17 protein-coding genes are annotated in these 18751 nt (G+C 60.1%); 8 read left to right on the plus strand and 9 right to left on the minus strand.

Going from position 1 to position 18751, the window contains the following annotated elements; genetic code table 11:
- The first annotated feature begins 28 nt into the window (after positions 1-28).
- The 7 genes from QDY28_RS15205 to QDY28_RS15235 all read left to right on the plus strand — a co-directional run bounded on the left by QDY28_RS15205 (position 29) and on the right by QDY28_RS15235 (position 8028).
- Positions 29-1054: a helix-turn-helix domain-containing protein gene (locus QDY28_RS15205; protein WP_331382516.1), complete on the plus strand. Its 1026-nt coding sequence runs from the start codon at positions 29-31 to the stop codon at positions 1052-1054.
- Positions 1055-1304: 250 nt separating this feature from the next.
- A complete protein-coding gene (locus QDY28_RS15210; protein WP_331382517.1) occupies positions 1305-2189 on the plus strand; it encodes an AraC family transcriptional regulator in 885 nt (294 codons plus the stop codon).
- A 210-nt stretch (positions 2190-2399) separates the two neighbouring features.
- The gene (locus QDY28_RS15215; RefSeq protein ID WP_331382518.1) at positions 2400-3485 is read left to right on the plus strand and encodes an ABC transporter substrate-binding protein; all 1086 of its coding nucleotides are present in this window, start codon (positions 2400-2402) and stop codon (positions 3483-3485) included.
- A 92-nt stretch (positions 3486-3577) separates the two neighbouring features.
- Positions 3578-4399: an ATP-binding cassette domain-containing protein gene (locus QDY28_RS15220; protein WP_331382519.1), complete on the plus strand. Its 822-nt coding sequence runs from the start codon at positions 3578-3580 to the stop codon at positions 4397-4399.
- Positions 4396-5646 (plus strand): sugar ABC transporter permease, encoded by a 1251-nt coding sequence (locus QDY28_RS15225; protein WP_331382520.1) that lies wholly within the window; start codon positions 4396-4398, stop codon positions 5644-5646. Before QDY28_RS15220 ends, QDY28_RS15225 begins: the two co-directional genes overlap by 4 nt.
- A gap of 25 nt (positions 5647-5671) precedes the next feature.
- Complete coding sequence (locus QDY28_RS15230; protein WP_331382521.1) at positions 5672-6400, plus strand: SDR family oxidoreductase; 729 nt, start codon at positions 5672-5674, stop codon at positions 6398-6400.
- 2 nt (positions 6401-6402) lie between these two features.
- Positions 6403-8028, plus strand: a complete 1626-nt coding sequence (locus QDY28_RS15235; protein WP_331382522.1) for an FGGY-family carbohydrate kinase — start codon at positions 6403-6405, stop codon at positions 8026-8028.
- Between the two features lie 16 nt (positions 8029-8044).
- Here the strand turns inward: QDY28_RS15235 and QDY28_RS15240 are convergent, their stop codons facing one another.
- From QDY28_RS15240 to QDY28_RS15280, 9 genes are all read right to left on the minus strand, one after another.
- The gene (locus QDY28_RS15240) at positions 8045-8977 is read right to left on the minus strand and encodes a dihydrodipicolinate synthase family protein (RefSeq protein WP_331382523.1); all 933 of its coding nucleotides are present in this window, start codon (positions 8975-8977) and stop codon (positions 8045-8047) included.
- 10 nt (positions 8978-8987) lie between these two features.
- Entirely contained in the window at positions 8988-9941 is a 954-nt protein-coding gene (locus QDY28_RS15245; RefSeq protein ID WP_331382524.1) for an ABC transporter ATP-binding protein, read from the minus strand.
- Entirely contained in the window at positions 9942-10958 is a 1017-nt protein-coding gene (locus tag QDY28_RS15250) for an ABC transporter ATP-binding protein (RefSeq protein ID WP_331382525.1), read from the minus strand. It lies immediately after the preceding gene.
- 8 nt (positions 10959-10966) lie between these two features.
- A complete protein-coding gene (locus tag QDY28_RS15255; protein WP_331382526.1) occupies positions 10967-11884 on the minus strand; it encodes a dihydrodipicolinate synthase family protein in 918 nt (305 codons plus the stop codon).
- Positions 11885-11902: 18 nt separating this feature from the next.
- A complete protein-coding gene (locus QDY28_RS15260) occupies positions 11903-12781 on the minus strand; it encodes an ABC transporter permease (protein WP_331382527.1) in 879 nt (292 codons plus the stop codon).
- 2 nt (positions 12782-12783) lie between these two features.
- Positions 12784-13743, minus strand: coding sequence for an ABC transporter permease (locus tag QDY28_RS15265; protein ID WP_331382528.1), 960 nt, complete (start codon positions 13741-13743; stop codon positions 12784-12786).
- A 57-nt stretch (positions 13744-13800) separates the two neighbouring features.
- The gene (locus QDY28_RS15270) at positions 13801-15384 is read right to left on the minus strand and encodes an ABC transporter substrate-binding protein (protein ID WP_442967525.1); all 1584 of its coding nucleotides are present in this window, start codon (positions 15382-15384) and stop codon (positions 13801-13803) included.
- A complete protein-coding gene (locus tag QDY28_RS15275; protein ID WP_331382529.1) occupies positions 15368-16111 on the minus strand; it encodes a FadR/GntR family transcriptional regulator in 744 nt (247 codons plus the stop codon). The genes QDY28_RS15270 and QDY28_RS15275 overlap by 17 nt, the downstream gene beginning before the upstream one ends.
- Before the next feature lie 257 nt (positions 16112-16368).
- A complete protein-coding gene (locus tag QDY28_RS15280) occupies positions 16369-17373 on the minus strand; it encodes a LacI family DNA-binding transcriptional regulator (RefSeq protein WP_331382530.1) in 1005 nt (334 codons plus the stop codon).
- A 218-nt stretch (positions 17374-17591) separates the two neighbouring features.
- On the opposite strand from QDY28_RS15280, the gene QDY28_RS15285 reads away from it, so the two are divergent.
- Entirely contained in the window at positions 17592-18731 is a 1140-nt protein-coding gene (locus QDY28_RS15285) for a sugar ABC transporter substrate-binding protein (protein ID WP_331382531.1), read from the plus strand.
- Positions 18732-18751: the final 20 nt, after the last annotated feature.

The following is an 18751-nucleotide window of genomic DNA, read 5'->3' on the forward strand; positions in this document are numbered from 1 at the left end:
AAATATGGTTGCCCGGAGACAAGGTCTCATGCTGTTCGTGCCGCTGCCGTTCGTCGTTGCTCTCCTGCTTCTGCTGCTGTTTCTGACCGTGGTGCGGCGGGATGACGAACTTGCCGCAAACCGCCCGTTTCTCATCCTGCTTCTGGTTTGCGCCCTGCAGTCGGTTTTCGTCGGGCTGCGCTGGGGCTACGGTTTGCAGTGGATCGGCCATCTGACGCTCGCCTTTGCGACGATCATGCCGCCCCTTGTTTATGCGGGGGTCCGCAGGCTGGGCGCAGACAGCCGCCGACGCTGGCCCGTTCTTCTGACATTCTACAGCTTCCCCGCTGTGGTCATCGCCGTGCTGGTCGTCGTCTGGCCTCAGGGCATCGATAAGGCGATGATCCTGATTTATGTCGCCTACGCTCTCGCATTGCTCTGGCTTGTTCGGTCCGGTCCGGACGTGCTGCGCCTTGCACCGTTCGAAGCGGCGCAGCCGGCGCATCGGGCTCTCGTCTTTGCCGCCGCCGCCTTGTGCTTTTCGGCAACGGTCGACGCACTCGTGCTGCTCGATTTCGAATCGACACATGGCGCACATGCCGGCATGATCATCAGCATCGCCAATCTTCTCGGCCTGTTCATGCTCGGCATTGCAGCCGCCGCGGCCAGCCGGAACTCCACGCCCGTCGAAACCCCTGAGATCGCGCCGCCCTACGACCCGGCCGAAGACAAGGATACGATCGCCAAAATCCATGAGCTTATGCAGGAAAAAAAGCTGTACCGCGACGCCAACCTCAATCTTGAGCGCCTGGCCCGAAAGGCCGGAATACCGTCGCGACGCATCTCGACGGCGATCAACCGGATCACGGCCAAGAACGTCTCGCAATATGTCAACGATTATCGCATCGCCGAGGCGTGCCGTCTGCTGGCCGAAACGGACCGATCCGTAACCGAGATCATGCTGGAGGCCGGGTTCCAGACCAAATCGAATTTCAATCGCGAGTTCCGTCGTGTCACCGACATGACGCCTGTGGCCTGGCGCGAGAAGTGCGCTTTTCCCTCGAGTTCAGCTTAGCGCCTCAGCCGGACTTGCCGGCCAAAAATTGCGGATCGGCAACTATCCATTGCGGATGGCTGGTCTCTGCTACTATGCGATCGGACAACAAATCGCCGCAAAAATGTCAAAAAAGTATCAGCCCAGCGTCGATGGCGTAGTAGCGGCGGTGAGTGTCCGCGCGTACAGTCGGATTATTGGAAAAGAACAATGGCCTCTGGGAGGAGGTGCCGGTGCGGGATAACCCAGCCGCGGCAGGCAGGAGGACGACATGAATCCAGATTTGGAAGTGGTCGCGATCGGCAGCGCCGAGTCCTTCAAGGCCTGGGAACACGGCTATCCCTACCGGACGGTACGCTGGCACTTCCATCCCGAATATGAAATCCACCATGTCGTCGCAACGACGGGACAATATTTCGTCGGCGATTTCATTGGCGAATTCGAACCCGGAAACCTGGTACTGACAGGCCCGAACCTGCCGCACAACTGGGTCAGTGACGTGCCGCCGGGCACTTGCCTGCCGTTACGCTGCCGGGTCCTCCAGTTCTCCGAAACCTTTTTTGCCGACGCAAACAGGGTTTTTCCCGAGCTTTCCGGATGCATCGACATTCTGGAGATGAGCCGCCGCGGCGTGCTATTCACGCCGGAAACGGCGGCACTCGTCGGGCCAATCCTCGGCGAACTGGTGGAAGCCAAGGGAATTCGCCGTATCGAGCTTTTCATGAATGTGCTGAATGCGTTGAGCAGCGCCGAGAATGCTTGCACGCTCGCCAGCGCCCGCTATCATCCCGATCCTTCAGGGTTCATGTCGGCCGGCGTCAATCAGGCATTGGCCTACATCAACACGCATCTGACGGAGCCGTTCAGCGAAGCCGATCTTGCGGAGTTGACCGGCCAGAGCCCGAGTGCGTTTTCCCGCAGCTTCCGCCGGCATACCGGCATGGCGCTCGTCCAATATGTCAATCGGTTGCGGATCAATTTCGCCTGCCATCTGCTGATGAGCAAAGCCGAAATGTCGATAACCGACATCTGCTTTGCAGCCGGCTTCAACAATATATCGAACTTCAATCGTCGTTTTCTGGATCAGAAGGGCATGGCGCCCTCCCGCTTCAGAACATTGCTGGCACAGAACGTAAGAGCGGTGGAGGCCGCCTAAAAAAGGAGGACCGGGAGGAGAGACCAGACAATCGGGGCAAGAAGCAGCGGCATGAGAATGCCCGAACGAAGAATCTTGTCCGCGTGTCGGCCCCAACAAGCATCGCCGTAGGGTCTGCTTTAAAGGCTGCACAACGGAACAAGCGTCGAGCTCAATACATGAGCTTGAGGCTTCATCAAAACAACTATCATTTGGAGCGGAGGAATTCCAATGACTGAATTCGCATTGAAACTGGCAGGCGCTGCAACACTCGCCATCGGCCTTCTCGCCGGCACGTCCGCATTTGCACAGTCCGCGAAAGTGACGGACGCGACGGTTGCTTTCCTGATGCCCGACCAGAGCTCGACGCGCTACGAGGAGCATGACTATCCGGGTTTCCAGGCGGAGATGAAGAAGCTCTGCGCTGGCTGCAAGGTGATCTATCAGAATGCAAACGGTGACGCCTCTCGTCAGCAGCAGCAATTCAACTCCGCGATTTCCCAAGGCGCGAAGGCAATCGTGCTCGATCCGGTCGACTCCACGGCAGCGGCGTCGCTCGTCAAGATGGCGCAGAGCCAGGGTGTCAAGGTCATTGCCTATGACCGGCCGATCCCATCCGCGGTCGCCGACTACTATGTTTCCTTCAACAACGAGGAGATCGGCAAGATGATCGCCAAGTCGCTGGTCGATCATCTGAAGGCGAAGAACGTGAAGGCGGGTGACGGCGGCCTTCTGGAAATCAACGGTTCGCCGACCGATGCGGCGGCCGGCCTGATCAAGAAGGGCATCCATGCCGGTCTCGCCGACGGCGGCTATCCGGTGCTGGCCGAGTTCGATACGCCGGAATGGGCGCCGCCGAAGGCGCAGCAATGGGCAAGTGGCCAGATTACCCGCTTCGGCAAGAAGATTTTGGGTGTTGTCGCGGCAAATGACGGCACCGGCGGCGCGGCCGTCGCAGCCTTCAAGGCAGCCGGTATCGATCCGGTGCCGCCCGTCACCGGCAACGATGCGACGATCGCCGGCCTGCAGCTCATCATCGCCGGCGACCAGTACAACACGATCTCCAAGCCGAGTGAGATCGTCGCCGCGGCAGCGGCAAATGTCGCGATCCAGTTGCTGTCGGGCGAAACGCCGAAGGCCGATACGAAGCTCTTCGATACGCCGACGCAACTCTTCGTGCCGGCGCTCGTTACTTCGGAGAATCTGAAGGCCGAGATCATCGACAAGCAGGTCAACGGCAAGCCGATCCAGACTGCAGACCAGCTCTGCGGCGATCGCTATGCGGAAGGCTGCAAGAAGCTCGGCATCACGAAGTGACTACCTCCTCCCGCCAATTGCCCCGGCCGCTCGAGGGCGGCCGGGGAGCCGGGAACTTATCCTCCCCATTCATTTAGAAAGGCTCGCGACATATGACTGATGCTTCCGACCAAACAGCCGCGACAGGCGAGTTGGTGCTCAGCCTTCGCGGCATCTCCAAACATTTCGGCGCGGTGTCGGCGCTGACCGACATCGATCTCGACGTGCATGCGGGCGAGGTCGTTGCCCTCGTGGGCGACAACGGCGCCGGCAAGTCGACGCTCGTCAAGATCCTTGCCGGCGTTCACCAGCCGAGCGCAGGCACGATCACCTTTCGCGGCTCCAAGGTGACGCTGAGCGATCCGAGCACCGCCCTGCATCTGGGCATCGCCACGGTTTTCCAGGATCTGGCGCTGTGTGAAAACCTGGATGTCGTCGCCAATATCTTCCTTGGACGGGAACTCAGCCCGCTGAAACTCGACGAGACAGCGATGGAGGTCCGCGCCTGGACGCTGCTGAACGAGCTTTCGGCCCGCATTCCAAGTGTCCGCATTCCCATTGCATCGCTCTCCGGCGGGCAGCGACAGACGGTGGCGATCGCGCGGTCGCTGCTTCTTGAGCCGAAACTCATCCTGCTCGATGAGCCCACGGCAGCCCTTGGTGTCGCCCAGACGGCCGAAGTTCTGAACCTCATCGAGCGCGTCCGCGACCGCGGGCTCGGGGTCGTCATGATCAGCCACAACATGGAAGACGTCCGGGCCGTGGCGGATCGCATCGTCGTGTTGCGGCTCGGCCGGAATAACGGAATTTTTTATCCCGATGCGTCCAATCAGGACTTGGTCAGCGCCATTACCGGTGCCAGCGAAAATGCAGTTTCGCGCCGCGCCGGGCGCCGTCAGGCGCAGCAGCAAATAGGGCAGGAGGGTCAGATATGACCAGCGACATCAAACAAGCGGGAACGCTCCTTGACCGCAGCGATATTCGCGTCAAGCACGATGCCGGTCTCGGCGGCACGATCCGTTCGTCGATCGACAAGGTACGCTCCGGCGATCTTGGTTCGCTGCCGGTGGTCGTTGGCCTGATCATCATCTGGACCGTCTTCGGCACCCTCAACCCGACGTTCCTTTCGAGCAACAACCTTGCAAACCTCCTGTTCGACGCATCGACGGTCGGCGTCATCTCGCTCGGAATCGTCTGCGTGCTGATGGTCGGCGAAATCGATCTTTCCGTTGGCTCGATCAGCGGCTTTGCCTCTGCCATGGTCGGGATGCTCTGGGTCAACGAGGGCTGGCCGGTTGCCGTTGCCGTTATCGCCGCACTCCTCGTCGGTGGATTGATCGGATCGCTTTACGCATTGCTTTTCAACCGGCTGGGAATGCCGAGCTTCGTTTCGACACTGGCGGGCCTGCTGGCGGTGCTCGGCATGCAGCTTTATCTGCTTGGCGCGACGGGCTCGATCAATCTGCCCTATGGGTCGGCCATCGTGAATTTCGGCCAGCTCATGGTCATTCCGCGGCCGCTCGCCTATGTCTTTGCACTGCTTCCCGGCATCGTCATGCTGGTTTCGGGCTATCGCGCGGCTCTCCGCCGCCGCGAGGCCAATCTCTCCTCGCGGTCTATCGGCGGCCTCGTGGCGCGCGCCGTTGCGATCACCGTCGCGCTCGAATTCGTCGCCTTTTATCTCAACCAGGATCGCGGCATCCCGTGGATGTTCGCGCTCTTCGTCGCACTGGCCATCGTGATGAACTATGCGCTGACGCGGACCCAATGGGGCCGGTCGATGGCAGCGGTCGGCGGCAACCGTGAAGCGGCGCGCCGTGCGGGCATCAACGTTCGGCGCATCTACACGAGCGCCTTTGTTCTCTGTGCAATGTTTGCAGCACTCGGCGGCGTGCTCGCAGCGGCGCGTCTCGCATCGGCGAGCCAACAGGCTGGCACGGGCGATGTCAATCTGAATGCGATCGCCGCCGCCGTCATCGGCGGAACGAGCCTCTTCGGTGGCCGCGGCAGCGCATATTCGGCGCTGCTCGGCATCATCGTCATCCAGTCGATCGCGAGCGGGCTGACAATGCTCGATCTGTCCTCGGCCCTTCGTTACATGATCACCGGCGCAGTTCTCGCCATTGCCGTCATCGTCGACTCCCTGGCACGCCGGTCGCGAGTTTCGCACGGCCGGGCCTAATATAACGACCAAGGTAAGGAATGATATGAGACAGGAACTTTCTGGAAAGGTCGCAGCCATTACCGGGGCCGCCTCGGGGATCGGTCTTGAATGCGCCAAATCGCTATTGCAGGAGGGCGTGAGCGTCGCTCTCGTCGACAGAGCCGAGGACTCCCTGAGGAAACTGTGTTCCGAGCTTGGTCCCGAGGCATTTCCGCTGGTTATCGATTTGACCGATCCCGCCAGCGTCGCGACAATGATGCCGCAGATATTGGAAAGGTTCGGAAAGCTCGACATCTTTCATGCCAACGCCGGCTCTTACATCGGCGGTGAGGTCGTCGACGGGGATCCAGACGCCTGGGACCGGATGCTGAACCTGAACATCAATGCGGCGTTCAGATCGGTCCGGGCGGTGTTGCCCCACATGGTGGAGAGGAAGACCGGCGATATCATCGTCACCAGTTCCATCGCCGGCCTAGTTCCGGTCGTATGGGAGCCGATCTACACGGCCTCCAAGCATGCGGTGCAGGCTTTCGTCCACACGGTGCGACGGCAGGTCTCAAAACATGGCATTCGCGTTGGCGCGGTTGCGCCAGGCCCGGTGGTGACGGCGCTAATCAGCGACTGGCCGAAAGCAAAGCTTGACGAAACGATCGCGGCGGGCGGATTGATGGAGGCGACGGAGGTGGCGGAGGCGGTGTTGTTCATGCTGTCCAGACCGCGCAATGTCACGATCCGCGATCTCGTCATTCTGCCGAACAGCACGGACCTCTGAAGATGATGCAATATTTTATCGGTGTCGACGTCGGGACAGGCAGCGCCCGGGCGGGTGTCTTCATGGAGAATGGCAATCTGCTGGCTTCGGCAAAGCGCCCGATTACGATCTGGCACGAGGCCGGCAGCATCGTCGAGCAATCCGGCGAACAGATTTGGAAAGCGGTTTGCGGCAGCGTCAAGGAAGCTGTGGCGTCGGCTGGAATCCCGGCTACGGCCATTGCCGGACTGGGTTTCGACGCGACCTGTTCTCTCGTTGCCGTCAAAGCTGACGGCGCGCCGGTGGCCGTGGGTCCGTCCGGTGATCCGGATCGCAATATCATCGTCTGGATGGATCATCGCGCTGCCGGCGAGGCGGCTGAAATCAACAGCGGCAATCACGGAGTTCTGCGTTACGTCGGAGGCAGTATTTCGCCCGAGATGGAAACGCCGAAGCTTCTGTGGCTGAAGCGCAACCTGCCGCAATCCTTTGCCGCTGCCGATCACTTCTTCGACCTCGCGGATTATCTGACCTGGCGCGCGACCGGCTCTTTGAGCCGATCGATTTGTACGGTGACCTGCAAGTGGACATATCTTGCCCATGAGAAACGCTGGGATGCGGCCTATTTCAAGGCTGTCGGCCTGGAAGAGCTGGCGGCGGAAGGCTTTTCGAGAATCGGTACGGACATTGTCGAACCCGGTACGGCGCTGGCGAATGGGCTGACCGAGGCGGCCGCCGTCGATCTGGGGTTGCCGATCGGAACCGCAGTCGGAGCGGCCCTGATCGATGCCCATGCGGGGGGCGTCGGTACGCTTGGAGGTGATGGCGGATCGAAAGTGCAAAACCGGCTCGCCTATGTCTTCGGCACATCGGCCTGTTCGATGGCCTCGAGCGACAATCCCATTTTTGTCGGCGGCGTATGGGGACCATATTACTCGGCGATGATACCGGGGCTCTGGCTGACGGAAGGCGGCCAGTCGGCTGCTGGAGCCGCCATCGATCATCTGGTCACGATGCATCCCGCATCTGCCGAAGCCCGCGCGAAGGCGGAGATGGAAGGTCTTTCCCTCGTCGCATGGCTTGACCGGCAGGCTATCGAATTGAGCCCCGACTTGACGCGTGGCGTCGAGCTTGCAAAGTCGGTTCATGTCGTTCCGGAATTTCTCGGAAACCGGTCACCCCATGCCGATCCTGATGCCCGCGCGGTCATCGCCGGCATCGGACTTGAGGCGGAGATCGCTGATCTGATTTCGCTTTATATCGCCGGTCTCTGCGGTATCGGCTATGGCTTGAGACAGCTTCTGGAGACGCTGTCAAAGGATGGCATCGAGATTGGTACGATCGTTGCGAGCGGTGGCGCCGCGCAAAGCAATCTCGTGCGGCAGCTTCTGGCCGACGCGACGAATGCGCCGGTCGCGATCGCCAATACCGAGGAGCCGGTATTGTTGGGCGCGGCAATGCTGGGAGCTGTTTCGGCCGGGCGCTATGCTTCGCTGCTGGAAGCAATGAAGGCTATGTCGAGCCTCTCGAGGATATTCTCTCCCGCAGGTGGAGCTGTCGCGTCGCTGCATGAGAGACGTTATCGCGCTTTCGAGCTGCTGCAGTCCGCGGACCGGGAAATCCGTCGGTTCGCGGCAGCGGGCGCTTGACCGAGCATGGCCGCGATTAGGCAAAAAGTTCGCTGAGTTCCGCTCGCGCGATGTCTCGGAGCCGGACCGCCTCACTCATGTCGATCGAGCGGTACGGCCAGCGCAGGCGGGGGCCGACAGGTCCCCAGTTGCCGATGGCGCAGAGGAGTTTGTCGAGCGCGGCGTTCGAGTATCCGAACCGCTGGCGATAGGGAACGATGTGCGTTTCCATGAATTTGCAAATGCGGCGCTCCAAACCGAGTGCGGCATGAATGTCTTCCTGCATCGATGCGGTCCACATCTGCGCGCCTCGGGGGCTCAGACAGCAAACGTTGGAAAAGGAACCCGCTGCAACGCCCTCGACAATGCCGGTTGCAAGGTGATGACCGGGGACAAAGATTGAGAGCGCCGAAAGGTGCTGGCGAGCTTCCGCATACCATTGCTTGTCGCCGTCAGCCACCTTCGCACCGATGACGCCTGGCGCCGCAGTGCAGATTCTGCCCAGTTCTTCCGGCGTCAGGGCACGTTTGGCATGCGGCGGATTGTAGAGGATCAGCGGGATGCCGTTTGCGGCATCGGTGGCGCGTTTCAAAAAATCGATTACTTCCTGGTCCGTCACGGGCCACCAGTCGGGGAGGATGACCTGGATCGCCAGCGGTTCTAAGAGCGCCGAGCGGCGAACCCGCTCCAGCATGATGCGGGCATCCGGTTGGCATGCGCCGATGACGAAGTTCATGCCGGCTTCGATGCACCGTTCGGCCAACATTGATTGAATACGGTCGAACTCGGCTTCCGTCTGGCTATGAAATTCACCGGCCGTGCCGTTGGAATAGATGCCGTCGACATCAGCCGCGATCAGGATGTCGATCTCCTCGCCAAGCTTTGCGAATTCGATATCGTCGTCCACCCCGATCGGCAGGAGAAGAGTTGCCCAATTGCCGGCGATGGCATGCCGCTTATTTGCTGTCACTTTACGTCTCTCAGTTCAGATCATCGCGAATGCAGGCTTTGAAGCGGCCCGGTTCGATCTCTCTCAGCTCCGGAACCGCCTTCCCGCAGGCGTCCAATGCATGCGGACAGCGCGTTCGGAAGACGCAGCCGCTCGGCGGATTGGCCGGGCTCGGTATGTCGCCTTTGAGGATTTGGCGGTTGCGCCGAACATGGGGATCGGTCGACGGGATCGCCGACAGCAGCGCACGCGTATAGGGGTGCTGCGGCCTGGCGTAGAGATCGGCACTCGGCGCGATTTCCATGATGCGGCCGAGATAGAGCACGATCACCCGATCGCAGATATATTCGACGACAGCCAGATCATGGGAAATGAAGAGCATGGTCAAGCCAAGGCGTAGCTGCAACTCGCGCAGCAGATTGATGATCTGCGCCTGGATCGAGACGTCAAGTGCGGAGACCGGCTCGTCGGCCACGATGAATTCGGGCGACAACGTCAAGGCGCGGGCGATGCCGATGCGCTGGCGCTGGCCGCCTGAAAATTCGTGCGCATAGCGATTGATCGCGTCGGCAGGCAGATCAACCTGGGCGAGGGCGGAACGTGCCCGCTCCAGCCTCTCCTTGCCGGTTCCAATGTGCTGGATCTTCAGTCCCTCCGTCAAGATCTCGCCGATCGTCATGCGAGGCGAGAGGCTGGCGAAGGGATCCTGAAAAATATACTGCATGCGCGGTCGCGTGCGTCTCAGGGCAGAGGCGGAAAGCGCGGTTAGTTCCACGCCATCGAAACGCACGCTGCCCGCCGACGGCTCCACAAGGCGAAGGACCGAGCGTCCGATCGTGGTTTTTCCGCTGCCGGATTCCCCGACAAGCCCGACGACCTCACCCCTGCCTATATCGAAGGAGATGCCCTGAAGAACGTTCAGCTTGGTACCTCGAGACGTATAGTGTTTCCCAAGATCGCGAACGGAGAGCAATGGCGCACTCATCTATATCTCCCGCCATCTTATGCAGCGGCTGCGGTGCTGCGGATTGACCTCTTCGAGCGCCGGAACGGCTGCGCGGCAGGCATCGATCGCGAATTTGCAGCGCGGGGAAAATGCGCAACCGGCCGGCATGTTCATCAGGCTCGGGACCACGCCCGGAATGGCGGCGAGCTTCTCGCCGGCCTGTTTCATGCGCGCCGCATCGCCGAGACGCGGCATGGAGGCCAGCAAGCCGATCGTATAGGGATGGCGCGGATTGCTGAAGACCTCGCCGACCGGCCCCTCTTCGACGATCCGCCCGGCATACATGACCGCAACACGATGGGCGATCTCCGCGACGACGCCGAGATTGTGCGTGATAAACAGCATCGCCATGCCGCGCTCGCACTGCAGCCGGAGGAGCAGATCCAGAATCTGTGCCTGGATTGTCACGTCCAGCGCCGTTGTCGGCTCATCGGCAATCAGCAACGTCGGATTGCAGGCGAGAGCCATGGCGATCGTTGCCCTCTGCCGCATGCCGCCCGACAGCTCATGCGGATATTGACCGGCGCGCCGCTTGGCATCCGGGATGCCGACGCTTTCGAGTAGCTGGACCGCCGCATTCATAGCCGCTTTCCGATCCGCTTCGCGATGGATGCGGATCGGTTCCGATATCTGGTCGCCGATCGTGAAGACGGGATTGAGGCTCGACATCGGCTCCTGAAAGACCATGCCGATATCATCGCCCCTGATGCAGCGCATATCCTCATCATCGAGAGAGACAAGATCACGGACGGCGCCGTTCTTGCTCTTCAGACGGATGCTGCCCGCCGCAATCTTTCCAATATTGCGGGTGAGCAAACGCATGACGGAAAGGCTGGTCACCGACTTGCCGGACCCGGATTCGCCGACGAGCGCCAGGGTCTCGCCGCCGGCAACGGTCAGATCGATATCATTGACGGCCGTGATCTCGCTGCCGCGAACGCGGAAGATCGTTCGCAGCCCCTTTATATCGAGAACGGGATCGGCGGCGGGCTCCATGGCGTGCCTCAGTTCAGCAGGCCGGTTGCGCGCAGGATGTCATCGATCCGCGCCGTTTCGGCCTCGTTCAGCGCCGAGCGCGGCCGCGGCATGACGGCGGTATCTATAATTCCGAGGCTGCGCATGGCCGCCTTGAACGCGCCGATGCCCGATGCACCGCCACTGACGCGGCCCTGGGCGACCCAAACGATTTCGAAGAGCCGGCAAAGGCGCTCCTGCTCCTTTTTCGCTGCCGACCAATCGCCGCGCTGGGCCGCATCCCAAAGGCGCACGTAGCCGTGCGGATCGACATTGGCGATGCCCGGCACGACGCCGTGCGCGCCCATCAATAGTGCATTGTCGACGACAATCTCGGAGCCGGTCATCAGGAAGACGTCCTTATGTTCGGCGAGATCGAGCAGCACATAGCGGAAATTGCCGTCATCGCCGCTTGAATCCTTGAGGCCGATGATGGTGCCTTCCTTCGCCAGCGTCACGACGGTCTGCCGCTGCAGCTTCACATGAACGCAGACGGGAATGTCGTAGGCGACCACCGGAACGTCCACCGCATCCCTGATATAGCGGAAATGATCGAGGATCTCGGATTGGCTGGTGACCGTGTAAAAGGGTGCCGTAACCACCACCGCATCGGCGCCCGCGGCTTTCGCGACCTTCGAATGAGCGATGACGCGATCGGTCGTCGGATCGATGGCGCCGACGATGAGCGGTACGCGGCCGTTCACCACCTTGGCCGAATGTTCGATGATCTCGCGCCGCGTCTTTTCGTCGTGGAAGACCACCTCGCTCGTCGAGCCGAGCACGAACACGCCATGGCAGCCGGCATCGATCAGATGTTCGAGAACACGCGTGTAGGACGGATAGTCGACAGTGAAATCCGCATTGAGCGGGGTTACGACGGGGGGAACGACGCCCTTGAATTTGGTCATTTTGCTTTCTTTCGATTGTCAGTTCAGTTCGGCACGAGGGTCGAAGGCATCTCTGAGGCCATCGCCGATGAAATTGATTGCAAGCACGGCAAGGATCAACGCTCCGCCGGGGAAGAGCCATTGCCAGGGATATTGTTCGAGAACGGCGGTCGAGCGGGCGGCATTGAGCATGTTGCCCCAGCTTGCGGCAGGCGGGGCAATGCCGAGACCGAGGAAGGACAGACCGGCCTCCAGCAGGATGGCATTGGCGATCTGCAGCGTTGCGTAGACGACCAGGATGTCGATCGCGTTCGGCAGGCCGTGGCCAAGCAGCAGGTGCCCGATACCGGCCCCCATGCCGCGCGATGCCGTGACGAAGTCACGCTCGCGCAGCTCAAGAAGCCGCGAGCGGACCATGCGCGCAAGGAGCGGCCAGGAGAGCAGCGAAATGACGAGCACCGTCGGCCAGATGCCTGTGCCAGCGATCGAGGCGAGCACAAGCAAGAAAATGACGGGCGGCAGGGTCATCACCAGATCGACGAAGCGCATCGAAACGGCATCGGCCCACCGGCCGGCCAGCGCGGAAATGGCGCCGAAGAGGAAGCCGATGATCGCTGAAAGGGCAGTTGATGCAGCGGCGACAAGGAGCGAAATCCGTCCGCCTTCCAGAACGCGTGCGAAGACGTCGCGGCCGACGCCGTCAGTTCCGAACCAGTGCGTAGCCGTCGGCTCGCTGTTCATGGCCAGAAGATCGATATCGTTCGGCTGGAACCGCCACCACAGCGGATAGGAGAGGATCAGAAACAGCATCGGAATGGCGATGCAAATGCCGGCGACGGCGGCGCGGTTGAGCAGAAAGCGCTCGAATGCGCGGGCAAGTGGCCCAGGGCTGCGGTGGGACGTCGAGCGAGCAAACATCGTCAGCCCACCTTGATGCGCGGATCGACGACCGCATAGGTGATGTCGGTCAGCAGATTGACGACGATGACGCAGATGCCGATGATGAGCGTCGCCCCCATGATGACCGGATAATCGCGCGTCTCCACGGCATTGACGAGAAGCAGACCCATGCCCGGCCAGTTGAAGACGCTCTCGATGAAGATGGCGCCGCCGATCGCAAGCCCGATGGTCGAACCGATGAGGGTGACAATGGGGAGGAGGGCATTGCGGAGCGCATGCTTGGTGATGACCCAGAACTCCTTCACTCCTTTGGCGCGGGCTGTGCGGACATAATCCTGATTGAGAACCTCGAGCAGCGAAGCGCGCATATAGCGCGTGATCAATGCCGCCTGCGCGATGGACAGCAGCGCGGCCGGCAGGATCAGGTGATGAATGAGATCGCCGATCGAAAATTCCTCGCCCGGCGTCAGCATGCCCCCGGAGGGCATCCAATGCAGGCGAACGGAAAAGATATAGAGTCCGATAAGGGCGCTGAGGAATGCGGGGCTGGAAATTCCGGCAAGCGCGAAGACTGAGAAGGACAGATCGGCGAGCGAATTGCGGCGAACGGCGCTGAAAACGCCCACGGCAATGCCGGCAATAATGGCAATCACCAGCGCCGAACCCATCAGAAGCACGGTCGGTCCGATCCGCGACAGCACGAGACCGAGAACCGGCTGGTCGAGACGCTTGATCGAATAACCGAGATTCCCCGTCAGCGCGTTCTGCAGCCATCCGAGATATTGCAGCGGCAAGGGCTGGTCGAGGCCCAGGTTCCTGCGCAGATTGGCAAGGTCGCCTGGCGACATCGGGACGTTCGGATCGATATAGGCGTCGATCGGATCGCCGGGCGCCAGACGCAAGAGCAGGAAGATCAGCATGCTCAGGGCGATGAGCATGCCTACCCCTATCACCAGGCGTCGAAGGCTGTATCGAAGCATTGTAAATCCGTCTTGTCAGGGCGGCCGGGGCCACCCTCAAGCTTGGAAAGGACCGCCTTATTCGGCGATCGACCATTTCTGCGGATTGGCCTGATAAGGCCCGCCGCCCGGCGCCGGCGTCCAGACGAAGTCCTTCACCTTGGACGAAACGATGCCGTAGCGCTTTGCCACCCAGAGCGTTGCCCAGGGCAGATTGGTGTTCATGACCTTGCAGACGTCCTGATAGCGGCCGTCGCGCTTGGAGCTGTCTGTCTCGGCAAGTGCCGCGTTGAGTGCCGCGCTCAGATCCGGCATGCGCGCCCGAACGACGTTCGCTCCGGCCGGCGGGATCTGGCTTTCGTTCAGCCCGACATTGATGCTTCCGGCATCGGGTCCGTTCTGAAGTCCAGCATAGACCATCTGGAATTGGGCGATGTCCGGTTTCGAATTGAGGACGATGCTGTTGTAGGTCGGCGCATCGACTGCGCGGGGGACGATGTTGATGCCGACCTGGGCGAGCATGGCTTGGACGGCAGCCAGAACATTGGTGGCGAGCGGCGTCGTATAATAGGTCAGCAGCGTGATCGGCTTGCTGCCGTTGATCTGATCCCATCCCGCCTCCGTCAGCAACTGCTTGGCCTTTGCGGGGTCGTAGGCGTAGTCATCAACGTCTTTCGGTACCAATTGCTCGGCCACGTAGGCGCAATTGGCAGACTTGGCCGCGCCGCCATAGAGGCTCTTGATGATGGCATCGCGATTGATCGCGTACATCACCGCCTTGCGGACGCGCACATCCTTCCAGATCGGAGACTCGTGGTTGAAGCCGAGATAGTTGACGACGAAGGAATCGCCTTCGATAACCTTGAAGTTCTTGTCGTCCTTGAAAGTCGGCACGTCGTTGGAATCGACATAGGTGAACTGGATTTCACCGGATCTTAGAGCCGCGATTGCCGCAGCCGGATTGGCAAAATAGCGGTTGATGACGCGTTCGAGCGCAGGCTTGCCGCCGCGATATTCGGTGTTGGCGGCGAGCTCGACATATTGATCTGACACGTATTTCGTGAACTTGAACGGTCCGGTGCCGATCGGCGTGGTCGACCACCATGTGCTCTTCGCCAACTGATCGGCCGGTATCGAGGACAGGGCATGCTCTGGCAACATCATGACCTTGGTCATCGTGTCGAGAAAGCTGCCGGTCGGCGCGCTGAGCTTAATGACGACCGTGTGCTCGTCCGGTGTCTCGACGGATGCGATGCTCTGCAGCCGGGCGGCGAGCACCGAACCGGTCTTGACGTTCATTGCAAGGCCGATGGTGAACTTGGCGTCCTTAGCCGTGAATGCCTGGCCGTCATGCCATTTGGCGTCGGTGAGTTTGAACGTGTAGGTCTTCTGATCCGTGCTCACCTCGTAGGAACTCGCGAGTTCGCCGACGACTTTCTGCAGCTTCTCGTCATAGGTGACGAGTGGTTCGTAATAGATGCTGAGCCAGGTGAATCCGGCGGTTGCGGCAAGCGGATTGAAATTGCCCTGGAAGCCGCCCGGGCCAACATCGAAACCGCCGGAGAGGGTCGCCGCCTGCGTCTGGCCGACAAAGGCCGGAATTGCGGTCGTCGACAGCATGGCGGCAAGCGCGATGACGGATAAGCTAAACGGTCCTCTCATGTGTTCCTCCCACATTTGAACTTGTTTTGTTGTTGGCAATCACCCGGGCAATGCCCTCGTAGTGGCGATCCAGACGCCTGCGCGCCTCCTCCAGATCTTTTGTTTCCACAGCATCCACGATCGCGGCGTGATCGCGCCAGGTCGCCATCGGGTCGAGGTTCTCCAAGTTGACGAAATCGGACGCCTTGTAGAAAGCGAGCCAGAAGACATCGATCAGCCGCACCAGCGTTTCATTGTGCTGGCAGCGAAAGAGCAGCCGATGAAAGAGCTGATCGTCTTCGGCGAAGGTTTCTCCGCGCTCGGCGTGGACACGCATCCTGTTGACCGTGCTGCGCAGTTCGGCGATGTCATCCTCGCCGATCATCTCGATCGTCTTGCCGATCAATCCGACTTCCAGCGTCCGGCGGATTTCAAGGACCTCTTCGATCTGCCGCAGCGCGCCGCCGAGTCCATAGGCGAGATTGTCGAGCAGCGGTTCGAAGGAAAAAGCCTTCACGAAGATGCCGACTCCGCGCCGCGTTTCCAGCACGCCAAGCGATTCCAGCGCCTTTATCCCCTCGCGCAGCGAATTCCGGCTGACGCCGAGCTGCGTCGCCAGCTCTCCTTCCGCGGGCAGAAGCGTGCCCGGCGCCAAACCGTTTTCATCGATATAGGCGCGCAAACTCTCCTGAACCGAAACGTGCAGCAGGGGAGCGCGGGTCAGGGGCTTCATCGATTTCAAGGCCATCTCCGGCGTCTTCCATGGCGATCAAGATAAACCCAACATATCCACTTGTAGGATATCTGTCAAATGAACGGACCGATTGTTCACGGTGAGAACCTGATCAACGCCCTGGGGCGAGTTCTTCTTGGGTCTGACGATCACAATAAAGGGGCGCCGATAACCCGGTGGACCGCGTCCTTCGGCGGAGGCGATAGTCTCCTGCTATGCCGCTGGATTTCCGGATCGATGACTGCTGCGCTGTCCATGGCGCAAAATGATCTTCAGGCGCTGGTGCTCTCGCGGGCCAAAAGTTCAAATCCAAGATCCGTCTGCTCAGTATTAGGCTTGGCGGCGGCTTCCAGTGCCGCAAGAACCTTCTCCGCGGCCAGCCTTCCGGTTTCATAGCGGCGCGTTGCGATGGAAGAGAGCGACGGGGAAACGCAAGCGGCGAATTCGAGATCGTGAAAACCGATGATCGATATGTCATCCGGCACCCGCAGGCCCCGCTTTCGGCATTCCTGCATCGCGCCGAGAGCCAAATTGTCATCGGTGCAGAATATGGCTTCGGGAACATTGCCGCATTCATGCGCCGCGGCAAAGAGTTCCGATCCCAACGCCACCGAACTGTGCCGCGGCTTCTGAGCAATGATTTCCAAGTTTGGCATGTCGGCTTCTCGCATGGCTTTGTGATAGCCGTCAAAGCGCGACTGAGCGCGATGATCGAGATTGCCGGTGAGGAACGCAATCCGACGAAAGCCGCGGGCGATGAGATGGCGGGTTGCCGTGTAACCGGCATGTTCCTGGGACATGCCGATGTTGAGATTTATCGGGTCGTCGGAAAGTTCGAAGGTTTCGACGACCGGCAGGTTTGCTTGAATAAGAAGCTGTCTGGAAAGCGCCGTGTGGTGAATACCGGCGATGATGATCGCTTCGACCCTTTGTCCGAGCAGCGCTTTGATCGCGTTTTCTTCCTCGATTTCGGAATAGCGGCTGTTGACGACCAGTACCTGGAAACCGGCATCGATCAGAACTTCGTGCAGGGCAAAAAGATATTCGGCGAAGATCACGTTATAGAGGGTCGGAACGATCACGCCGATCGTGTGGGTGCGCGACGAGGCAAGCCTGCTCGCTGCGACATTCGGTACATAACCGAGTTCGTTTACCGCAGCATGGACGCGCAGGCGCAATCCCTCCGACACCGCCCCAGGCTTCCTCAGAACGCGGGATACGGTGATGGGGCTGACGCCAGCCAGGTTTGCCACATCATCTAAGGTTATTCGGCGCATCAAGTATCGTTCACATGTTGTTGAATTCGAATTCCGCAGAATAAGAATATCTATAAATACTTCATAGTTGACAGCGCTAGCAATTAGAATTTGACAGCGCTGTCAACCATGTTACGCTCCCAGAAATTCGGAAGGGATGGGATGGAGCCTTTTCCGGATTCAATCATGCCGATCAAAAAAGAAGGGGCGATGCAATTCGCCCGAGGAGGAGGACTTCTATGCTGAAAGCTACCAAAGTAAGATCCGCTCGGATCGCCGTGTTTTCCGTACCGTTCATTGCGCTGCTGAGTGGCGCCGCCCATGCAGAACCAAAAATCGTAGCCGGCCCCGCCGGCGATCCGCAATGCATGACTCCCTGGGCAGCCGATACGCAGTTTCTGCAATTCCCGAAAAAAGAAGGTCCCTACCGGATCGCACTTGCCAACGGCTATATCGCCAATACCTGGCGCATTCAGATGGTGCAGACGGCCAAGGCCTATGCCGCGCAACCCGATGTTGCAGCCAAGCTGAAGGAATTCAAGGTCGTATCGACGGGGGAAGATGTTCCCGCTCAGATATCGGCAATCAACAATTTCATTGATGCAGGCTACGATGCGGTCGTCGTGGATGCACAGAACCCGACCGCATTCGGCCCCGTCATCAAACGCGCCAAGCAGGCCGGCGTCATTCTGGTCGCCTTCGATAATACGCTCGATACCAAGGATGCCATCAACGTCAATGTCGACCAAAAGGGTCTTGGTGTCATCTGGGCCGATTGGCTTGTGAAGCACATGCCCAATGGCGGCAAGGTCCTCGAGGTGCGAGGGGTAGCCGGTACCTCCGTCGATACCGATCGGCACAATGGCATCAAGGAGACGCTGGATGCGTCCGGCAAGAAGTTCAATGTGACGGAAGTTGTCGGTAAATGGGACGACGCCGTTGCGCAGAAGGCGACTGCCGACGCGATCGCGACCAACGGTCCCTTCGACGGTATCACCGCGCAGGGTGGCGATACCGGCGTCGTGCAGGCAATGATGGATGCCAAGCATCCATTCGTGGTCTTCGGCGGCGAGACGGAAAACGGCTTCCGCAAGCTTTGTGCCGCGCATTCGGCCGATGGCCTGAAATGTGCGTCGGCGGGTACCGGACCGGCTCAGGTTGCCGTTGCCATCAAGACAGCGATCGCCGCTCTGGAAGGTCAGGTCATACCCCAGGCCGTAAAGCTCCCGACAGCTCTCGTCGAAGATCCGAATTTCAAGGAAGGCCAGGATTATTATCCCAAACAGTCCGATAACTTCTTTGTCGGCAATTCCTTCCCGACCTGCGGCATCAATTTCACCGCTCAGGAGATCATGGGGCAGACAAAGGAAAATCAATAGTTTCCTTTGATCCCGACGCT

The sequence above is a fragment of the Rhizobium sp. BR 362 genome (genome assembly GCF_036528765.1).
Classification (GTDB): domain Bacteria; phylum Pseudomonadota; class Alphaproteobacteria; order Rhizobiales; family Rhizobiaceae; genus Rhizobium.